Genomic DNA, 19163 nt, shown 5'->3' with positions numbered 1-19163 from the left:
TCGTGCTGAGCGAAGTCGAAGCACTTGGCTGGGCGGTGAACCCTCCATGCCCTTCGACTTCGCTCAGGGCGAACGGCATCCGGACGTATCCGCTCTATCCCGCCGTCTCGCCCTTGCGCCGCACGCGCCGAATTCGCGGCTCGCGGTCCAGCTTGGCCTCCCGCCGGATCGTCTGGCGCAGTTCGTCGCGCTTTTCGTGGATCGACGCGATCACCGGCCCCATCGCGATGCCCAAGTCGACCAGCACCGCTTCGGACAGTTGCAGCGAGCTCTCCAGCGTCTCGGGCACCGCCTCGCTCACGCCTGCGCGGTATAGCTCCGCCGCGTGTGCGGCATCACGCGCGCGCGCGATGATCGGCAGGTGCGGCGCAACGCCGCGAACCCGCTTGGTCAGCCGCACCGTCAGCACCGGATCGTCCATCGTCAGGATCAGCGCGCGCGCCTCGGTAAGGCGCAGCCGGTCGACGAGCTCGCCGCGTGCGATGTCGCCGAACACCACCGGATAGCCGCCGCGCCGCCCGGCGCTCACCGCGTCGATATCTGCCTCCACCGCGATGTAGCGCTGCGCGTGAACCGCCAGCATGTCCGCGACCATCCGCCCGACCCGTCCGAAACCGATAACGACAGTACCCGGCCCATCCTCGGCAATGTCGATCTCGGCCGGCGCCCGCTCGATCCGCCGCGACGCGGTACGCCCCAGCTTGGCGAGCAGCGGCGTTATCGTCAGGCCGATCGCAGTCACCGTCTGCCAGAACGCCGCGGTCGACGGCAGGATCACCTGCGCCTGCGCCGCGGTCGCCAGCACGATCAGAGTCGTCTCGGACGGGCTGCCCATCAGCACCCCCGTCTCCGCCGCCACCCCGCGCCGGGTGTTGGCGATGCGCAGCAGCAGGAAGGTGACGGCCGCCTTGACCGCGACCACCCCCGCCACCGCGCCGATCAATGCCAGCCAGTTCGCCGCGATCAGCAGCAGGTCGAGGCTCATCCCCACCGTGATCAGGAACACGCCCAGCGCCAGCCCCTGGAACGGCGCGGTCATCACCTCGACCTCGGAGCGGTATTCGGTCTCCGCGATCAGCAGCCCGGCGAGCAATGCGCCGACGATCGGCGACAGACCTGCCGCGGTCGTCGCAACGCTGGCGACGATGACGACCAGCAGCGAGGCGGCGAGGAACAGCTCGGGACTCTTGGTCCGCGCTGCTTGCCCGAACAGCCGCGGCAGGACGACTCGGCCGGCCAGGTACATCGCGACGACGGTGATCCCGCCTTTCAGCGCCACTCCCGCGATCCCCTGCCAGCCGCCGTCCGCCGATGGCGCCAGCGCCCCGAGAACGAAGATGATCGGCACCAACGCCAGATCCTCGAACAACAGCATCGCGAACGCGCCACGCCCGACCGCGCCCGTCATCCCGACCAGCGGCAGCACCAAGGCGGTCGACGACAGCGCCAGCGCGAAGCCAAGCCCGATCGCTCCAGCCCAATTCTGCCCGATCAGATGCAACGCGACTCCGATCAGCAGCGCAGACGCGATCAGCTGCGCCGCCCCGGTGACGAACACCAGCCGGCGCATCCCCCACAATCGCCGGAACGACAGCTCCAGCCCGATCGAGAACAGCAGCAGGATGATCCCGAACTCCGCGAACGGCTCGATCGAGGCCGGATCGGAGATGGTGACGTAATACAGCCACGGCGCGTTGGCGGTCAGCGCGCCAAGCCCCGCCGGGCCGACGAGCATGCCCACCAGGATGAACCCTATTACCGGACTGACCCGAAACCGCGCGAACGCAGGAATTACCAGCCCCGCCGCGCCGAGAATGACGAGCGTGTCACTGAAACCGGCATTGTCGAGGTGGAGGGCCATCGACCTACTCTAACGGGCTGACGAACATTGTCAGCCCGTGAACTCGACAGCCGATAACGGACCTACCCCGCTGAGCTTGAAAATTCGAGCTTGGCCGCAGTCGGTATAGCAGTCACCTTGCAAACGCCTTTTTGCAGGAGCGACATCCATGGCCGAACTGAAGCCTGCCCTCATGTGGATCATTGCGATCTCGCTCGGCCTCGCAGTGGTCCCGCTCGTGATGTACAGCGGTCAGCTCTACTACGCCGAGGGCGGTCAAAGCCCGGACGGGCCGGGCATGCTGCTCATGTCTGTCGTGATGACGACGCCCGTGTGGTTGGGCACGTGGCTCGCCTTCGCGGCACTCTTTTTGGTCCGTTACCGCGGAGGTGCAACGTTGCGACCGTTCTTCGGAGCGTCGCCTTTGTCGATACTCCTGGCGCTGATGGGAACAGCCGGGACGATCTTCTTCGCCTGGCTCATCGCCGTGCGCATAGATTACTGGCGAGCGACCCGCCTACCGTTCACGCTACACCTGCTCGGCTGCGCAGCCTATTGCCAAGCATTGCGCGCCGCCGCCGTCGCCCGCAGCCTGCCGCAGGGCGATGCACGGCGACTTGCAGACACCTTCTCCTGACAGAAGAGGGGGGCGGGGCGCTGACCCGCCCCGCTTCGATCAGGCCCAGCCAGCCATCGCGGTCTCCAGATTGACCCGCACCGCCTCGAAGAACTGTTCGGTCGTCATCCACGGCTGCTGCGGGCCGATCAGGATCGCGAGGTCCTTGGTCATCTGACCGCCCTCGACCGTCGCGACGCACACGCGCTCCAGCGTTTCGGCGAAGCGGGTCACGTCGGGGGTGCCGTCGAACTGGCCGCGGTATTTCAGGCCCCCGGTCCATGCGAAGATCGACGCAATCGGGTTGGTGCTGGTCGCCTTGCCCTGCTGGTGCTGGCGATAGTGACGGGTGACGGTGCCGTGCGCGGCCTCGGCCTCGATCGTTTTGCCGTCCGGGGTCATCAGCACCGATGTCATCAGGCCGAGCGACCCGAACCCCTGCGCGACCTGGTCGGACTGGACATCGCCGTCGTAATTCTTGCACGCCCAAACGAACTCGCCGCTCCACTTGAGCGCGCTCGCGACCATGTCGTCGATCAGGCGATGCTCGTAGACGATGCCAGCAGCCTGGAACTTGTCCCTGAATTCGCTCGCGAACACCTCCTCGAAGATATCCTTGAACCGCCCGTCATAGGCTTTCAGGATCGTGTTCTTGGTGCTGAGATACAGCGGCCATTTGCGGTTGAGGGAATAGTTCATGCTCGCCCGCGCGAAATCGGTGATCGACGCGTCGAGATTGTACATCCCCATCGCCACCCCGGCGTCGGGAAAGTCGAACACCTCGTGCTCGATCGTCTGGCCGTCCTCGCCCTCCCATTTCATCGTCAGCTTGCCCTTGCCGGGCACCTTGAAGTCGGTCGCCTTATACTGGTCGCCGAAGGCGTGGCGCCCGACGACGATCGGATGGGTCCAGCCGGGGATCAGCCGCGGCACGTTGCGCATCACGATCGGCTCGCGGAAGATCACTCCGCCGAGGATGTTGCGGATCGTCCCGTTGGGCGACTTCCACATCTTCTTGAGGCCGAACTCCTCGACGCGCTGCTCGTCGGGGGTGATCGTTGCGCATTTCACCGCAACGCCGTATTTCTGCGTCGCATAGGCGCTGTCGATCGTCACCTGGTCGTCGGTAGCGTCGCGATGCTCGACCGCGAGATCGTAATAATCGAGGTCGATCTCGAGGTACGGCTTGATCAGGCGCTCGCGGATCCATTCCCAGATGATCCGGGTCATCTCGTCGCCGTCGATCTCGACGACGGGGGTCTTCACCTTGATCTTGGCCATGCGCAGGTTCCTTGAGCAAACGGGTTTGGCCTGCGTCTAAGATGCGCGTCCGCGACTGGCAACCGGCTGACCGCCCCGTTGCGCTTGCTGCCAAGCCGCAGCCCGCTGCCGAGTTCCATGCAGTCGACTGCGTCCGCCCGCGCGCTGAAAGGTTAGGCGGCGTTGTCATGCACCGCCCCGAGCGGTACACGGCTGCAATGCCATCGCTCGATACGCCGCCGGTCGTCACCTCCACCGTCAAGTGGCGCTTTCCCGCCGTCCATCCCGAAGGACGCAAATACGTCGCCATCGCGCTCGGGCTCACCTTGTTGGCGACGATCGTCACCAAGGTACTGTTCTGGCCGTTTGTCGGTCTGGCGATATGGGTCGCGACCTTCTTTCGCGATCCGGTGCGCACCACGCCGCAGGGGGAGGGGCTGATCGTCGCCCCCGCCGACGGACTGGTAACGATGATCCAGCGGGTGGCGATCCCGCGCGAACTCGTCGCCGATCTCGGCGCCGCGCCACTGGTCCGCGTATCGATTTTCATGTCGGTCTTCGACGTCCACATCAACCGTACCCCGATCGCGGGCACGATCCGCCAGGTCGTCTATATCTCCGGTAAATTCCTCAACGCCGATCTCGACAAGGCATCGGACGAAAACGAGCGCCAGCATTTCGTCGTCCAGGGGCGTGACGGCCGGCGTATCGGCTTCACCCAAATCGCCGGCTTGGTCGCGCGGCGCATTTTGGGCTTCGTCAAGCCGGGCGACATGGTCGTCGCCGGGCAACGCATCGGGCTGATCCGCTTCGGCAGCCGGGTCGACGTCTATCTGCCCGACGATTGCGCGCCGCAGGTCACGCTGGGGCAGCGCAGCATCGCGGGCGAGACCGTGATCGGGCGAGTCGGGGGTGTGGCCATCACCGGCATTGCGCAATGATCCCGCCCGACGACGACCGCATCGCCGCGCGCCGCCGCTTCGGGCAGATGCGCCGTGCGCCGCGTGGCCTGCCCTTGCGCGCGGTCGCGCCCAACGCGGTCACCGCGCTCGCGCTATGTTCAGGGCTGAGCGGCGTGCAGTTCGCGATCAAAGCCAGATTGCTCGAAAACGACCTGTCGACCGCGGTCGCGACGCAGTTGCCGCGACTAGCCGAGACCATTGCCTGGCACTGGCAGCTCGCGGTGGCGATGATCGTCATCGCGGGGGTGCTCGACGGCGTTGACGGGCGCATCGCCCGGCTGCTCCATGGCGAAAGCCGCTTTGGCGCAGAGCTCGACTCGCTTGCCGACGCGATTTCGTTCGGGGTCTCCCCGGCGCTGATCCTTTATCTTTGGTCGCTCAGCGCGTTGCTGCGGTTCGGTTGGATCGCGGCGCTGCTACTGGCGGTATTCTGCGCGCTGCGCCTCGCGCGGTTCAACGCCAAGATCGACGAGAGCGAACAGCCCCATAAATCGGCCGGATTCCTGACCGGCATTCCCGCGCCGGCAGGGGCGGGGTGTGCGTTGCTGCCAATGGTGCTGTGGTTCTGGACCGGCGAGCCGCTGTTTCGCTCGCCATTGCTTGTCGCGCCGTGGGTTGCGGTGATCGCGATCCTCATGGTGTCGAGCGTCGCGACCTTCTCGTGGTCGTCGCTCAAGCTGCGGCGCAATGTGCGCTTTGAGGCGCTGGCCGTGGTCGTATTGCTCGGCGCGGGGTTCGTGTCGGCGCCATGGCACACGCTGACGCTGCTAACGGTGGGCTATCTGCTGACGATCCCATTCGGCATCGCCAGCTATGCGAAAGTCAGGCGGCTACGCGCAGCCGCGAAACGCGAGCCTGGATCGTTGCCGAATATCTGACCGACACTCGCCGCTCCGCATAAGCGGGCGCCGCAAGCGGCAAGAACGATTCCTCGATATGGCCGGTCGCCAGCCGCACGATCCGTTGCCACTGGGGTGCGACCGACAGCCCGATCACCGATGCCGCGGCCGCAAAAGCACCGAGAAAAATCACAATCGCCAAAACCGTCATCATGTTCGCCCCTTATCCGTCGCGAACGCCAACTAAGAAAGCGCAACCCTCCTTTGTACCAAAGGTTCCGCTAACCTCGCGATGTTACGCGATTTTCTTACTGATCTTGCGTTCAGAGCATCGTAATCGAGTGACAATGTCCTGCTACGGACCCTCTATGTTCCTATTGCGTTCCCACGTCAAGCATCAATCTCGCCTTGCGGTAGGGAACGCGTTCGGCTAACGGCGCGCCCTCTCAATCCCGCATGGGAAGCATCATAGCCCGGTGCGCATGGCTTCTGAGCCGACGCGTCATCCGCTTCCCAGAGGCTTAACCGGAAAAGGAATTACCTATGGCGGCACCCGTCGTCAGCATGCAGCAGCTGATCGAGACCGGCGCGCACTTCGGCCACCAGACCCACCGCTGGAATCCGAAGATGAAGCCCTACATCTTCGGCGACCGCAACGGCGTTCATATCCTCGACCTCAGCCAGACCGTGCCGCTGTTCGCGCGCGCGCTGGAATTCGTGTCGTCGTCGGTCGCTGGCGGCGGCAAGGTGCTGTTCGTCGGCACCAAGCGTCAGGCGCAGGAAGCCATCGCCGATTCGGCGCGCCGCTCGGGCCAGCATTTCGTCAACCACCGCTGGCTGGGCGGCATGCTCACCAACTGGAAGACGATCAGCAACTCGATTAAGCGCCTGAAGAGCCTGGAGGAGCAGCTTTCGGGCGACACTCACGGCCTGACCAAGAAGGAAGTCCTCCAGCTCACCCGCGAGAAGGATAAGCTCGAGCTCAGCCTCGGCGGCATCCGCGACATGGGAGGCGTGCCCGACGTCATGTTCGTGATCGACGCGAACAAGGAAGAGCTGGCGATCAAGGAAGCCAACACGCTTGGCATCCCGGTCGTCGCGATCCTCGATTCGAACGTCTCGCCCGACGGCATCGCTTTCCCGGTGCCCGCCAACGACGACGCCAGCCGCGCGATCCGCCTGTATTGCGAAGCCATCGCCATTGCCGCGACGCGTGGCGGCCAGGAGCAGCAGCGCCGCACCGGTGCCGACATCGGTTCGATGATGGAGCCGCCGAGCGAGGATGCGCTGAGCACCGACCCGATCGTCGAAGATGCCTCGGCGCAGGGCGAACAGGCCGTCGAGGCCGAGCGTCAGATCGACGCGTAACCGTCACTGACACGTAACGCGGGCGGGGCAGGGCGGACGCCCGGCCTCGCCCGCACGTACATTCGGAACAAGAGGACACGAACATGGCCGATATCACGGCAGCGATGGTCAAGGACCTGCGCGAGAAGAGCGGCGCGGGCATGATGGATTGCAAGAAGGCGTTGAACGAGACCGCTGGCGACATGGACGCCGCGATGGACTGGCTACGTACCAAGGGCCTCGCCGCCGCCGCCAAGAAATCGAGCCGCACCGCGGCGGAGGGCCTGGTCGGCGTCGCGGTCGCGGGCACCAAGGGTGCCGCGGTCGAGGTCAACTCGGAAACCGACTTCGTCGCCAAGAACGCGCAGTTCCAGGATTTCGTCCGCGAAGTCACCCAGGTCGCGCTGGCCGAGGGCGATTCGGTCGACGCGATCAAGGCGGCATCGATGGCGTCCGGCACGACGGTTGCCGAGGTGCTGACCAACAACATCGCCACCATTGGCGAGAACCAGTCGATCCGCCGCGCGCGCCGCCTCGAAGTGACCAAGGGCGCGGTCGTGCCCTATGTCCACAATGCAGCGGTTCCCGGACTCGGCAAGATCGGCGTGCTGGTCGCGCTCGAATCGGAGGCGCCGGACGAGGCGCTCCAGGCGCTGGGCAAGCAGATCGCGATGCACATCGCCGCAGCCTTCCCGCTGGCGCTGAACGAGGCCGATCTCGACGCCGCCACGATCGAACGCGAGCGCGCGATCGCGACCGAAAAGGCGAGCGAGAGCGGCAAGCCCGCCGACATCGTCGCCAAGATGGTCGACGGCGCGATCGCCAAATATCGCAAGGAACATGCCCTGGTCAGCCAGCTGTTCGTGATCGACGGCAAGACCAAGATCAGTGACGTCGTTGCCAAGGCGGGCAAGGATGCCGGCGCCGAGATCAAGCTGGTCGACTATGTCCGCTTCCAGCTCGGCGAGGGCATCGAAAAGGAGCAATCCGATTTCGCCGCCGAGGTCGCGGCGGCCAGCGGCGTGCCGCAGAAGCCGGATACGCAGCCAGAGGCTTGAAATCCTCGCGTTGTTCTTAGCCTGCTCCCGCCTTCGCGGGAGAGGGTTGGGTGAGGGTCTTCTTCTTTCAGCGGCGTAGAAACCGAGAAGAAGACCCTCACCTCCCACTCGCTGGCGCGAGCGGGTCCCTCCTCTCCCGCTAATGCGGGAGAGGGCATGGCGGAACGGTGCCCGGATCGCCGGTTGCCCCACCGACACCCCGCGCCTAAGGTCCGCCGCTTCCAACCACGATCGAGACCGCATGACGCCGCCGCGCTTCAAACGAATCCTGCTGAAACTCTCGGGCGAGGTATTGATGGGAGAGGGGGGTCTCGCGATCGACCCCGGGGTCACCGCGCGCGTCGCGCAGGAGATCGCCGACGCGCGCGCCTGTGGGTACGAATTGTGCGTCGTCGTCGGCGGCGGCAACATCTTTCGCGGGCTGTCCGCCGCGGCCAAGGGCATCGAACGCGCGACCGCCGACTATATGGGCATGCTCGCGACCGTCATGAACGCGCTCGCGGTCCAGAACGCTTTGGAACAGATCGGCGTCGACACCCGCGTTCAGTCTGCCATTCCGATGGCCAGCGTGTGCGAATCCTTCATCCGCCGCCGCGCCGAACGTCACCTGGAAAAGGGCCGCGTCGTGATCTTTGCGGCCGGGGTCGGCTCGCCGTTCTTCACCACCGACAGCGGCGCCGCCTTGCGCGCAGCCGAAATGAAGTGCGACGCCCTGTTCAAGGGCACCAGTGTCGACGGCGTCTACGATGCGGACCCCAAGAAGGTGCCGACCGCGAAGCGCTACGAGACCGTAAGCTATAGCCGCGTCCTCTCGGACGATCTCAAGGTGATGGACGCCAGCGCCATCGCCTTGTGCCGCGACAATTCCATCCCGATCGTCGTCTTCAACATCCGCGAACACGGCAACCTTGCCGCGGTGCTGCGCGGCGAGGGCATATCGACGACAGTTCAAAAAGATGGCGTCCAGCAGGAGATGACCGATGCCCGCGTATGACAAAGCCGACCTCCAGCGCCGCATGACCGGCGCGGTCGACGCACTGAAGCACGATCTCGGTGGCCTGCGCACCGGCCGCGCGTCGACGATGCTGCTCGATCCGGTCACCGTCACCGTCTACGGATCACAGATGCCGCTGAACCAGGTCGCGACCGTCTCCGCGCCCGAGCCAAGGATGCTGTCGGTGCAGGTCTGGGACAAGACCAACGTCGGGCCGGTCGACAAGGCAATCCGCTCGGCCGGGCTGGGGTTAAACCCGATCACCGATGGCCAGACGCTGCGCCTGCCGATCCCCGACCTGACCGAGGAGCGCCGCAAGGAACTCGCCAAGCTGGCCAACCAATATGCCGAAAAGGCGCGCATTGCGGTCCGCAACGTGCGGCGCGACGGCATGGACAGCCTCAAAGTCGACGAGAAGAAGAACGTCTTCGGCGAGGATGAACGCAAGCGCCACGAGACCGATCTCCAGAAGCTGACCGACACGACGATCGCCGATCTGGATGCGACCGCGTCGGCGAAAGAGAAAGAAATTCTGGGCAAGTGAGCATTGGGGGCTCCTTTCTCCCCTCCCTGCAAGGGAGGGGCCGGGGGTGGGTATCGGCGCGCCAGCGTCGACTGCGGCACGCTTGGCAGGCGTTGTCGCTCGCTTTGCTCGCACCCACCCCCAACCCCTCCCTTGTAGGGAGGGGAGAGAAGAAGTGAGCACCGCGCCCCTCGTCGCGGTCCCCGCCGCCGCCGCCGCCGTCCCGCGCCACGTCGCGATCATCATGGACGGCAACGGCCGCTGGGCCAAGCAGCGCCACCTGCCGCGGTTCGCCGGGCACAAGGCCGGGGTCGACGCGGTCCGCCGGGTCACCCGCGCCGCGCGGGCGCTCGGCATCGAGGCGCTGACCCTCTACGCTTTCTCGTCGGAGAACTGGCGCCGCCCCGAAGAAGAGGTCGCCGATCTCATGGGCCTGCTGCGCATCTTCATCCGCGGCGACATCGACGAACTGGTGCGCGAGAACGTGCGGCTGCGCGTCATCGGCGATCACAGCCGCTTGGCTCCCGATCTCGTCGCCATGGTCGATGCCGCGGTCGCGCGCACCGCCGCCAACACCGGCCCGATCCTGGCGATCGCGCTCAACTACGGCGCGCAGGCCGAACTCGCCGCCGCCGCGCGCCGCCTCGCCGAACGCCTTGCGCCGCACGAGATCGACGAGGCCGCGATCGAAGCCGAGCTCGATACCCGCGATCTCCCCCCGCTCGATCTGCTGATCCGCACTTCGGGCGAGCACCGCTTGTCGAACTTCCTGCTCTGGCAGGCGGCGTATGCCGAGCTGTTGTTCGTGGATACGCTCTGGCCCGACTTCGACGCCGAGGCGCTCGGCGCAGCGGTCGCGGCGTTCGGGCGGCGGCAGCGGCGCTACGGCGGCCTGTGAGCGACGGCACTCCGGCAAGGCGAGCGTCCGACCTTCCTTTGCGCGCCGTCGCAGGGCTGGCGATGGTTGCGGTCGCGCTGGTCGCGCTCACGATCGGCGGGCTCGTCTTCTGGTTGCTGTGCGCGGTAGCGGCGGTGTTCATGATGGGCGAATGGGCGGACCTCCACGCGGTCGCGCCCCGGCACAAGCGGCTGGCGCAATATGCGCTGTTCGTGCCGCTGGCGCTGATGTCGCCCTGGGGTGCAGGACCGAACTTCCTCTCGCTCGGGCTGCTGGCGGGGGCAGCGTTCTTCCTCGTCATCGTCACCGGTCGCCGCGCGCTGGCGCTCGGCGTCGCCTACGTCGGCCTGCCGGTGTTCGCGCTGCTGCTGATCCGCGATCGGCCGGAGGGGCTGATCTATACGCTGTGGACGCTGGCGCTCGTCTGGGCGTGCGACATCGGCGCGTATTTCGCGGGCCGAACGATCGGCGGACCCAAGCTGGCGCCGGTGATGAGCCCCAACAAAACCTGGGCAGGGCTGATCGGCGGGGTCGTGCTGGCGTCGCTGCTCGGCGTCGCGATGCACTACCAATATGCGCTGCCGCTCCGCATGGTCCTCGCGACCCCCGTGCTCGCGGTCCTGGCGCAGCTCGGCGACCTGTACGAGAGCGGGCTCAAGCGCCGCGCGGGCGTCAAGGACAGCGGCACGATCCTGCCCGGCCACGGCGGCGTGCTCGACCGGCTCGACGGCGTGGTGCCGGTGGCCCCGGTCGCGGCGATGGTCGTCGTGTTGCCGCTGCTCTTGCCGTGAAGACCGTCACCATCCTCGGTGCGACCGGGTCGGTCGGCACCTCGACCCTCGACTTGATCGAGCGGGCGCCCGAGGATTTCCGCGTCGTCGCGCTCACCGCCAATTGCGACGTCGCGCGCCTTGCGGCCGCGGCGATCCGCACCCGCGCCGAACTCGCGGTCGTCGCGGACGAGGCCTGCCTGCCTGCCCTCCGCGACGCGCTGCGGGGCACCGGCATCCGCGCGAGCGGCGGCGCGAAAGCGGTGGAGACGGCAGCCGAAAGCGGCGCCGACTGGACCATGGGCGCGATCGTCGGCTGCGCGGGGCTCGGCCCCACGATGCGCGCGGTCGCCACCGGCGGCACCGTCGTCCTCGCCAACAAGGAACCTTTGGTCTCCGCGGGCGACCTCATCCTCGCCGCAGCCAAAGCGAGCGGCGCCACCCTGCTTCCCGCCGACTCCGAGCACAATGCGATCTTCCAATGCCTCGATGCCGCCCGGCCCGAGGGCATCCGGCGCATCATCCTCACCGCCAGCGGTGGTCCGTTCCGCACCTGGTCGCTGGAGCGGATGCGCGATGTCACCCCGGCTCAGGCGGTCGCGCACCCCAATTGGTCGATGGGTGCCAAAATTTCGGTCGACAGCGCCACCCTGATGAACAAGGGCCTCGAACTGATCGAGGCCGCCCGGCTCTTCCCCGTGCCCCACGCCGCAATCGAGATCGTGGTCCACCCGCAATCGGTCGTCCACAGCCTCGTCGACCATATCGACGGCTCGATGCTGGCCCAGCTCGGCCCCTCCGACATGCGCGTCCCCATCGCACACTGTCTCGCCTACCCTGAGCGGATGGCGACGCCGATGCAGCCGCTCGATCTGGTCGCGATCGGCCGTCTTGACTTCGAAACCCCCGATCCCATCCGCTTCCCCGCGCTCCGCCTGGCGCGCGAAGCGCTCGACGCAGGCGGCGCGCGCCCCGCGATCCTCAATGCCGCCAACGAGGTAGCGGTCGCCGCCTTCCTCGCGAACCGCATCGGCTTCCTCGAAATTGCCGCAATCGTCGCCGATACGCTCGATCGCTACGATCCGCCCGCACCCGCAACGCTCGACGACGTGCTCGCCGTCGATGCCGAAGCGCGCAGACAGGCGACCGAGCGCGTAAAGGACCGTGTCGTTTGATCCAGACCCCGGGCTTCCTGCTGACGGTCGTCGCCTTCATGCTGGTCATCGGCCCGCTCGTGTTCGTCCACGAGATGGGCCATTACCTTGCCGGCCGCTGGTTCGGGGTAAAGGCCGACGCCTTCTCGATCGGCTTCGGGCGCGAGATCGCCGGCTGGACCGACCGCCGCGGCACCCGCTGGAAGCTCGGCTGGCTCCCGCTTGGCGGCTACGTCAAGTTCGCAGGAGACATGAGCCCCGCCAGCCAGCCCACCGCCGACTGGCTCGCGCTTCCCGCGGAGGAGCGCGGACGCACCTTCCAAGCCAAGCCTGTCTGGCAACGCGCGATCATCGTCGCGGCAGGGCCGGTCGTGAACTTCCTGCTCGCCATCCTCATTCTCGCAGGCTTCGCCGCGACCGTCGGCGTGGACCGCACACCGCCAGTCGTCGGCACGATCCAGGCAGGGAGCCCGGCGGCGCAAGCGGGCCTGCGTCCCGGCGACCGCATCACCGCACTCGGCGGGCGCGGCATCGACACTTACCGCGACCTCCAGGTCTATGTGGTTATGCGCCCAGGCGAGCGCGTCCGCATCGACTATGTTCGAGGCGGCGCGGCTGCGAGCGTCCCGGCGACCTTCGCCCGCACCACGATGCGTGATCGCTTCGGCAACGAGACCGCGATCGGACGTCTCGGCGTCAGCTCGGGCGAGATCGTCTACGAACCCGTGCCGCTACTCGAAGCCCCGGTCGCGGGTGTCCGCATGGTCGGCGATATCCTGCGCGGCACGCTCGACGGCATCGGCCAGATCGTCAGCGGGCGGCGATCGGTGAAGGAGCTCGGCGGCCCCATCCAGATCGCCAAGGTTTCGGGCGAGCAACTCTCGCTAGGCTGGACCGCGCTGGTCCTGCTCATCGCCTTCGTCTCTATCAATCTCGGGTTCATCAACCTGCTGCCAGTTCCCATGCTCGATGGCGGCCACCTGTTCTTTTATGCGATCGAGGCGGTGCGGCGACGTCCGGTCGCGCCGGAGACTCAGGAGTGGGCATATCGTGGCGGCTTGGCGGCATTGCTCGCGCTGATGCTGCTGGTGACGGTCAACGATCTGGGCAGCCTCGGGCTTTGGAAGAACCTCGCTGGGTTGATCGGTTGATCGAGGTAGGGCAGGGCGCACGCGACGGGGGTCGTACGGACTTTTCTGGGGTGGGTTTCGAGTGACAGCAATGACGAGTTCTTATTACGTGCGCGCGGGCGCGTTCCTGCTCGCGGGCACGATGCTGTCGGGCGTGCCCGTACACGCCCAAACCGCGCCCGCGCCTCGCCCTGCGCCTGCCGCACGGCCTACGCCCACGCAGACTGCTCCGGCCACCAAACCAGCAGCGACGCCTGCGGTTCCCGCCACCCAGCGCACGATCACGACGTTACGCGTCGAGGGATCGCAGCGCATCGAGCCCGATACCGTCCTGTCCTACACCAAGCTCAGGATCGGCCAAGCCTATACCAACGAAAGCCTCGATCAGGCGATCAAGGACCTCTACGCCTCCGACCTGTTCGCCGACGTCTCGGTCAGCGGCGCTGAGACCGGCGACATCGTGCTGCGCATCCGCGAAAACCCGATCATCAATCGCGTCATCCTGGAGGGCAACAAGCGCCTGAAAGAAGACAAGATCAAGAAGGAGATCAAGCTCGCGCCGCGGCAGATCTTCACCCGCACCGCGGTGCGTCAGGACGTGGCGCGGATCATCGAGCTGTACCGCCGCCAGGGCCGCTTCGCCGCGTCGATCGAGCCCAAGCAGGTCAGCCTCGACCAGAACCGCGTCGACGTGGTGTTCGAGATCAGCGAAGGACCGAAATCCAAGGTCCGCCAGATCAACATCATCGGCAACGAGAAATTCTCCGATGGCCAGCTCCGCGGCGAGATGGCGACCAAGCAGGCGCGCCTCGCCACCCTGCTGAGTTCGAACACCTCCTACGACCAGGATCGCCTCGCCTACGATCAGCAGAAGCTGCGCCAATTCTACCTGACACAGGGATACGCCGATTTCCGCGTCACCTCCGCGGTCGCCGAGCTGACCCCGGACAAGCGCGACTTCATCATCACCTATGTTGTCGAGGAGGGGCCGCGCTACAAGTTCGGCGACGTCACCGTCGACAGCGAAATCCGTGACTTCGACAACAAGAAGCTGGCAGCGTCGCTCACCCCCAAGAAGGGCGACTGGTACAACGCCAAGCTGGTCGAGGATTCGGTCGACTCCTTGAGCCAGTCGGCGGGCCTGTTCGGCTACGCCTTCACCGATGTCAGTCCCGAGTTCAACCGGGACAAGGACACGCTGACGATGGGGATCAACTTCCACATCGCACAGCAGCAGCGCTCCTATGTCGAGCGGATCGACATCACCGGCAACACCCAGACCCAGGACAAGGTGATCCGCCGCGAAATCCGCCTGGCGGAGGGCGATGCCTTCAACAGCTTCCAGATGAAGCGTTCGCAGGACCGCATCAACAGCCTGGGCTATTTTCAGGACAAGTTCGAGATCAAGCCCGTCCAGGGATCGTCGGCCGACCGCGTCGTGCTTGAAGCCGCGGTCGAGGAGAAATCGACCGGTGAGCTCCAGCTGTCGGCCGGTTATTCCAGCCTCGAACGCTTCATCATTCAGGCGAACATTACCCAGCGCAACTTCCGCGGCAAGGGGCAGGAGCTGCGCGCCGGTGTCAATTACTCGACCTACTCGAAATCTATCGAGCTGGGCTTTACCGAGCCGTATCTGTTCGACAGGAACATCGCGATCGGCGGCGATATCTTCCGTCGCGACTACAATTCGTTCAACTACATCGGCAGCAATCGCCAGACGACCTATTCGCAGGTGTCGACCGGTTTCCAGATTCGCGCGGGCGTGCCGCTGACCGAATTCTGGTCGCTCTCGGGGCGCTATGGGCTGTCCTACGACAAGGTCGGGTTGGATCGGGCGAGCTTCTTCACCAACGGCGTCTGCGATCCGCTCAAGGCCGGACGCTATCTGTGCGAGGCGATCGGCAACCGCTTCACTTCGTCGGTCGGCTATTCGCTGATCTACGACAGTCTTAACAGCCGCCTGCGCCCGACGGCAGGCCGCCGCCTGTCGTTCAGCCAGGATTTCGCCGGGCTCGGTGGCGACGTGAAGTATTTGCGCACCCGCATCGAGGGATCGCAGTTCAAGAACATCGGCTCCGGCTTCATCGCCTCGCTCGTGGCCGAAGGCGGCTACATCAAGTCGCTCGAAAAGAGCCGTGGCCCGGGCGTCGACCGTGTCCGCATCACCGATCGCTTCTACCTCGGCGAACCGCAGTTCCGCGGCTTCGACATCCGCGGTGTCGGTCCGCGGGTGCAGCGCATTCCGTACACCGCCGACGGCACCGCGCTGATCACCGACCGCAATCAGGTCGTCGACGATGCGCTCGGCGGCAATGCCTATTATCTGGTCCGCGCCGAGCTGGAAATTCCGCTGGGTGCAGGTGCGCGTGAGCTCGGGCTCCGGCCGTCGATCTATGTTCAGGCGGGCAGCCTGTTCTCGATCACCCGGCCGCTGCCGACCATATCGACATGCATTACCGGCCAGACCGAGAATTGCTTCCCGACGTCGGTCAACGCCTCGGGGCAGACCGTCGTCGGCGCGTCGCTGGGTGCATTGCTCGTGGACCAGGCGAGCGGGTTGCAGCTCTACAGCAACACCTACATACCCGACGCGACCCAGCCGAGCGTAACCGCGCAGCGCGGGACGACGTGTATGACGGGCTATTCGGCAACGGTCGGCGGAACCTGCGTCGGCAGCGAATTGAACATCGCCGCGCGTGCGCAAGGCAGCGCGCCGTTCAAGGAAGTGTTCTACGGCAGCACCGCGCGTCCCCGGTTGTCCGTCGGTATCGGCGTCAACTGGAACTCGCCCTTCGGACCACTGCGCATCGACGTCGCCAAGGCGCTCGTGACGCAAAAGGGCGACGACCCCAAACTCATCACCTTCAACGTAGGAACCCAGTTCTGATGACTATCCTGAAGATCGCAGCGCTCATCGCCGCACTCGCCGCTCCCACCGCCGTCCTCGCACAGGCCGCAGCACCGGCGCCCGCACCCGTTGCTTCGGCTCCGGCTTACCCCGCGATCGCCGATTTTGCTGCCGCGGTGCGCGGGTCCAACGCGTTCCGCACCGCCAGCCAGCAGGTGCAGACCCAGTACAAGGCGCAGATCGACGCCTACAACGCACGTAGCCAGCCGCTCCAGGCCGAGCTCCAGCGCTCGGCGACCGAAATCCGCACGCTGCAGCAGAACAATTCGCCCGAAGCCACGGTGAACCCGAAGATCCAGGCGTTCCAGAATCGTCAGCAGGCGATCCAGACCGAGCTCGCGCCGCTCGCCGCACCGTTCGAGCGTCCGCTCGCCTATGCCGAGGAGCAGATCACCGCCAAGCTCGATCAGGCAACCCGCAACGCGATGAACGCCAAGCGCGTCAACATCCTGCTCCGCCCCGAAGCGGTCGCCTTCGCGATGCCGACCTCGAACATCACCGGCGACATCACCCAGCAGCTGAACGCACTCGTGCCGACCGTCTCCACCGCGGTGCCCGCCAACTGGCAGCCAGGCGGGCAGGGCGCCACCGCTCCGACGACCCCCGCCGCACCCGCCGCGACCCCGCGCCGCAACCAGGGCCGCTAGGATCGTGGGAGCGCTCGACATTACCCGCGTCATGGCGGCGCTCCCGCATCGTTACCCGATGCTGCTGGTCGACCGTGTCGAGGAGCTGGTCCCCGACACGTCGATCGTCGCGATCAAGGCGGTGTCGATCAACGAAGGCTTCTTCCAAGGCCATTTCCCCGGTCGCCCGATCATGCCCGGCGTCCTCATCGTCGAGGCATTGGCGCAGGCCGCGGGCATCCTCGCGGTCGAGAGCCTGGGGCTCGCAGGGTCGGGCAAGCTCGTCTATTTCATGGCGATCGACGGCGCCAAGTTCCGCAAGCCCGTCGAACCCGGCGTCCTGCTCCGCCTGGAGGCCGAATTCGTGCAAAAGCGCAGTTCGGTGTGCAAGTTCGCAGGCCGTGCGAAGATCGACGGTCAAGTCGTTGCTGAAGCCAACTTCACCGCCATGATCGCCGATCCGCCCAAGGCCGTTTAGGCCTCACCTTAGCCGCACCTTTGACTTTCGCCGGGCACCGCACTAAGCGCGCCGCTTCGCCTCAGGCTGGTCGGAACCAGCCACTCCAGGAGCCCATCATGAAGCCCGATACCCACCCCGACTATCACACGATCAACGTCCAGATGACCGACGGCAGCGTGTTCCAGACCCGCTCCACCTGGGGCAAGGAAGGCGACACGATGACGCTCGACATCGATCCGCTCGCGCATCCGGCCTGGACCGGCGGTCGCGGCACGATGCTCGACACCGGCGGCCAGGTCGCGCGCTTCAACAAGCGCTTCGGTGGTGGGCTCACGCTGCGCAAGTAAGCTGTAGTTGCAGGTTCGGCCTTGCCGAACCTGGGTGGCACCGGCTCGCTCCCCCACCCCGCCTCCCACGTCATTATACTGTCTGGGAGGTGGGTAGGGAGCGGGCCGGTGCCGCATCCGCGTGAGCGGATAGCAAGTCCGGCGGAAGAGGTGGGATTCGAACCCACGGTGGGCGTGAACCCACGGCGGTTTTCAAGACCGCTGCCATAGACCACTCGGCCACTCTTCCTCAGGGCGCTCGTTAGCCGCGCCGCGATGCCGCGTGCAAGCCCTGCGACGACACGGGGTTCCGCCGGGGCACGCGCTATGGCAGGGTCCGCGAATGACGGGGGCAAAGACGATACGCACAGCGGTGCTGGCGGCACTGGTCGCGCTCGGCGGCGTGCCGGCGCAGGCGCAGGACGACGCCGGTTTCCAGGCCTATCTCGCCAATCTGCGAGGGTCGGCGATCGCACAGGGCGTATCGCCCGCCACCTTCGACGCGGTCGCGCCGACGCTCACCCTCAATCCCCGCGTCGTCCAGCTCGACCGCGCACAGCCCGGCAACGAGGCGAGCACCGCCGCGCCCCCCTTCGCCCCATACCGCGCGCAGCATGTTGACGCCGCCCGCATCGGCCGTGGCCAGCGCGTGTACCAGGCGCAGCGCACCCGGCTCGCCGCGATCGAGCGCGAGACCGGCGTCCCCGAATCGATCATGGTGGCCATCTGGGGGCACGAGACCAATTACGGTGCCTACACCGGCAATTTCGACCTCCTCCGCAGCCTCGCCAGCCTGGCCTATGACGGCCGCCGCCGCCCGCTGTTCGAAGGCGAGTTCGTTGCCGCCTTGAAGATGATCGACCGCGGGGTGCCCCGCGAGCAACTGAAAGGCAGCTGGGCGGGCGCGACCGGCAACCCGCAGTTCCTGCCCTCGATCTACCTGCGCCTGGCCCGCGACGGCGACGGCGACGGCCGCGCCGACATCTGGACCAGCCAGCCCGATACGCTTGCCTCCATCGCCAATTACTTCGCCAACGCCGGCTGGCGCGCGGGCGAGACCTGGGGAGTCGCGGTGAACGTCCCCGCGGAATTCGACCGCACCGGGATCCGCAACCGGCTGCTCTCCCCACGCTGTCCTCGCGTCTTCGCGCGTCACAGCGCGTGGCGGACGATCGCCGAGTGGCGCGCCCTCGGCGTCGCCGCTCAGACCGGCCCTTGGCCCGCAGACAGCACGTTGGCGACGCTGTTCGAACCCGACGGCGCCGGCGCGACCGCCTATCTCCTCACCGGCAACTACCGCGTTATCCTCGACTACAATTGCTCCAACTTCTATGCGCTGTCGGTCGGTCTGCTCGCCGATGCGGTCGAGCGCTAAAGCACGCGTGACGCGGCGACGCGACGCAGCTATCCCGCCCCAAATTCACCGATGAAAATCTACTGACTCAGGGACGA

The 19163-nt window shown here is 66.3% G+C and carries 18 protein-coding genes and 1 tRNA gene; 16 read left to right on the top strand and 3 right to left on the bottom strand.

Annotated elements, in window-relative coordinates:
• Nucleotides 1-94: 94 nt before the first annotated feature.
• Nucleotides 95-1861, bottom strand: a complete 1767-nt coding sequence (locus ACE5C1_RS00800; protein ID WP_374942161.1) for a cation:proton antiporter — start codon at nucleotides 1859-1861, stop codon at nucleotides 95-97.
• Nucleotides 1862-2009: 148 nt separating this feature from the next.
• On the opposite strand from ACE5C1_RS00800, the gene ACE5C1_RS00795 reads away from it, so the two are divergent.
• On the top strand, nucleotides 2010-2477 hold the full coding sequence (locus ACE5C1_RS00795; RefSeq protein ID WP_374942160.1) for a hypothetical protein: 468 nt from the start codon (nucleotides 2010-2012) through the stop codon (nucleotides 2475-2477).
• Nucleotides 2478-2516: 39 nt separating this feature from the next.
• Here the strand turns inward: ACE5C1_RS00795 and ACE5C1_RS00790 are convergent, their stop codons facing one another.
• A complete protein-coding gene (locus ACE5C1_RS00790) occupies nucleotides 2517-3737 on the bottom strand; it encodes an NADP-dependent isocitrate dehydrogenase (RefSeq protein ID WP_374942159.1) in 1221 nt (406 codons plus the stop codon).
• Between the two features lie 197 nt (nucleotides 3738-3934).
• Between ACE5C1_RS00790 and ACE5C1_RS00785 the strand changes: the two genes are divergently transcribed.
• From ACE5C1_RS00785 to rpmE, 14 genes are all read left to right on the top strand, one after another.
• Nucleotides 3935-4657, top strand: coding sequence for a phosphatidylserine decarboxylase (locus tag ACE5C1_RS00785; protein WP_374942158.1), 723 nt, complete (start codon nucleotides 3935-3937; stop codon nucleotides 4655-4657).
• The gene (locus tag ACE5C1_RS00780) at nucleotides 4654-5556 is read left to right on the top strand and encodes a CDP-alcohol phosphatidyltransferase family protein (protein WP_374942157.1); all 903 of its coding nucleotides are present in this window, start codon (nucleotides 4654-4656) and stop codon (nucleotides 5554-5556) included. The genes ACE5C1_RS00785 and ACE5C1_RS00780 overlap by 4 nt, the downstream gene beginning before the upstream one ends.
• Nucleotides 5557-6060: 504 nt before the next feature.
• Nucleotides 6061-6885, top strand: a complete 825-nt coding sequence (gene rpsB, locus ACE5C1_RS00775) for a 30S ribosomal protein S2 (protein WP_374942156.1) — start codon at nucleotides 6061-6063, stop codon at nucleotides 6883-6885.
• A gap of 83 nt (nucleotides 6886-6968) precedes the next feature.
• Complete coding sequence (tsf, locus tag ACE5C1_RS00770; protein WP_374942155.1) at nucleotides 6969-7922, top strand: translation elongation factor Ts; 954 nt, start codon at nucleotides 6969-6971, stop codon at nucleotides 7920-7922.
• Between the two features lie 241 nt (nucleotides 7923-8163).
• A complete protein-coding gene (gene pyrH, locus ACE5C1_RS00765) occupies nucleotides 8164-8916 on the top strand; it encodes a UMP kinase (RefSeq protein WP_374942154.1) in 753 nt (250 codons plus the stop codon).
• Entirely contained in the window at nucleotides 8903-9460 is a 558-nt protein-coding gene (frr, locus tag ACE5C1_RS00760; protein WP_374942153.1) for a ribosome recycling factor, read from the top strand. Before pyrH ends, frr begins: the two co-directional genes overlap by 14 nt.
• A gap of 154 nt (nucleotides 9461-9614) precedes the next feature.
• A complete protein-coding gene (locus ACE5C1_RS00755; protein ID WP_374942152.1) occupies nucleotides 9615-10337 on the top strand; it encodes an isoprenyl transferase in 723 nt (240 codons plus the stop codon).
• Complete coding sequence (locus tag ACE5C1_RS00750; RefSeq protein WP_374942151.1) at nucleotides 10334-11128, top strand: phosphatidate cytidylyltransferase; 795 nt, start codon at nucleotides 10334-10336, stop codon at nucleotides 11126-11128. Before ACE5C1_RS00755 ends, ACE5C1_RS00750 begins: the two co-directional genes overlap by 4 nt.
• Nucleotides 11125-12282 (top strand): 1-deoxy-D-xylulose-5-phosphate reductoisomerase, encoded by a 1158-nt coding sequence (locus ACE5C1_RS00745; protein ID WP_374942150.1) that lies wholly within the window; start codon nucleotides 11125-11127, stop codon nucleotides 12280-12282. Before ACE5C1_RS00750 ends, ACE5C1_RS00745 begins: the two co-directional genes overlap by 4 nt.
• Nucleotides 12279-13412, top strand: coding sequence for an RIP metalloprotease RseP (rseP, locus tag ACE5C1_RS00740; protein ID WP_374942149.1), 1134 nt, complete (start codon nucleotides 12279-12281; stop codon nucleotides 13410-13412). Before ACE5C1_RS00745 ends, rseP begins: the two co-directional genes overlap by 4 nt.
• 70 nt (nucleotides 13413-13482) lie before the next feature.
• Entirely contained in the window at nucleotides 13483-16278 is a 2796-nt protein-coding gene (gene bamA, locus ACE5C1_RS00735; RefSeq protein WP_374942148.1) for an outer membrane protein assembly factor BamA, read from the top strand.
• Entirely contained in the window at nucleotides 16278-16946 is a 669-nt protein-coding gene (locus ACE5C1_RS00730) for an OmpH family outer membrane protein (RefSeq protein ID WP_374942147.1), read from the top strand. Before bamA ends, ACE5C1_RS00730 begins: the two co-directional genes overlap by 1 nt.
• A gap of 4 nt (nucleotides 16947-16950) precedes the next feature.
• The gene (gene fabZ / locus ACE5C1_RS00725) at nucleotides 16951-17403 is read left to right on the top strand and encodes a 3-hydroxyacyl-ACP dehydratase FabZ (protein ID WP_374942146.1); all 453 of its coding nucleotides are present in this window, start codon (nucleotides 16951-16953) and stop codon (nucleotides 17401-17403) included.
• Between the two features lie 98 nt (nucleotides 17404-17501).
• Entirely contained in the window at nucleotides 17502-17732 is a 231-nt protein-coding gene (rpmE, locus tag ACE5C1_RS00720) for a 50S ribosomal protein L31 (protein WP_374942145.1), read from the top strand.
• 142 nt (nucleotides 17733-17874) lie between these two features.
• Here the strand turns inward: rpmE and ACE5C1_RS00715 are convergent.
• Nucleotides 17875-17961 (bottom strand) — tRNA-Ser (locus tag ACE5C1_RS00715).
• A gap of 93 nt (nucleotides 17962-18054) precedes the next feature.
• Here ACE5C1_RS00715 and ACE5C1_RS00710 point away from each other — a divergent pair.
• The gene (locus tag ACE5C1_RS00710) at nucleotides 18055-19086 is read left to right on the top strand and encodes a lytic transglycosylase domain-containing protein (protein WP_374942144.1); all 1032 of its coding nucleotides are present in this window, start codon (nucleotides 18055-18057) and stop codon (nucleotides 19084-19086) included.
• Nucleotides 19087-19163: the final 77 nt, after the last annotated feature.

The sequence above is a fragment of the Sphingomonas sp. genome (assembly GCF_964263785.1).
Lineage (GTDB): Bacteria > Pseudomonadota > Alphaproteobacteria > Sphingomonadales > Sphingomonadaceae > Sphingomonas.
Note: the sequence above shows the minus strand (reverse complement) of the source record. Positions and strands in the feature narration are given on the sequence as shown.

What these genes read in the sequence shown, in the direction of transcription:
- tsf (WP_374942155.1), top strand. Translation starts at nt 6,969, where the DNA reads ATGGCCGATATCACGGCAGCGATGGTCAAGGACCTGCGCGAGAAGAGC.
- ACE5C1_RS00800 (WP_374942161.1), bottom strand. Translation starts at nt 1,861, where the DNA reads ATGGCCCTCCACCTCGACAATGCCGGTTTCAGTGACACGCTCGTCATT.
- ACE5C1_RS00780 (WP_374942157.1), top strand. Translation starts at nt 4,654, where the DNA reads ATGATCCCGCCCGACGACGACCGCATCGCCGCGCGCCGCCGCTTCGGG.
- ACE5C1_RS00730 (WP_374942147.1), top strand. Translation starts at nt 16,278, where the DNA reads ATGACTATCCTGAAGATCGCAGCGCTCATCGCCGCACTCGCCGCTCCC.
- rpmE (WP_374942145.1), top strand. Translation starts at nt 17,502, where the DNA reads ATGAAGCCCGATACCCACCCCGACTATCACACGATCAACGTCCAGATG.
- ACE5C1_RS00795 (WP_374942160.1), top strand. Translation starts at nt 2,010, where the DNA reads ATGGCCGAACTGAAGCCTGCCCTCATGTGGATCATTGCGATCTCGCTC.
- ACE5C1_RS00790 (WP_374942159.1), bottom strand. Translation starts at nt 3,737, where the DNA reads ATGGCCAAGATCAAGGTGAAGACCCCCGTCGTCGAGATCGACGGCGAC.
- pyrH (WP_374942154.1), top strand. Translation starts at nt 8,164, where the DNA reads ATGACGCCGCCGCGCTTCAAACGAATCCTGCTGAAACTCTCGGGCGAG.
- bamA (WP_374942148.1), top strand. Translation starts at nt 13,483, where the DNA reads ATGACGAGTTCTTATTACGTGCGCGCGGGCGCGTTCCTGCTCGCGGGC.
- ACE5C1_RS00785 (WP_374942158.1), top strand. Translation starts at nt 3,935, where the DNA reads ATGCCATCGCTCGATACGCCGCCGGTCGTCACCTCCACCGTCAAGTGG.
- ACE5C1_RS00710 (WP_374942144.1), top strand. Translation starts at nt 18,055, where the DNA reads ATGACGGGGGCAAAGACGATACGCACAGCGGTGCTGGCGGCACTGGTC.
- frr (WP_374942153.1), top strand. Translation starts at nt 8,903, where the DNA reads ATGCCCGCGTATGACAAAGCCGACCTCCAGCGCCGCATGACCGGCGCG.
- rpsB (WP_374942156.1), top strand. Translation starts at nt 6,061, where the DNA reads ATGGCGGCACCCGTCGTCAGCATGCAGCAGCTGATCGAGACCGGCGCG.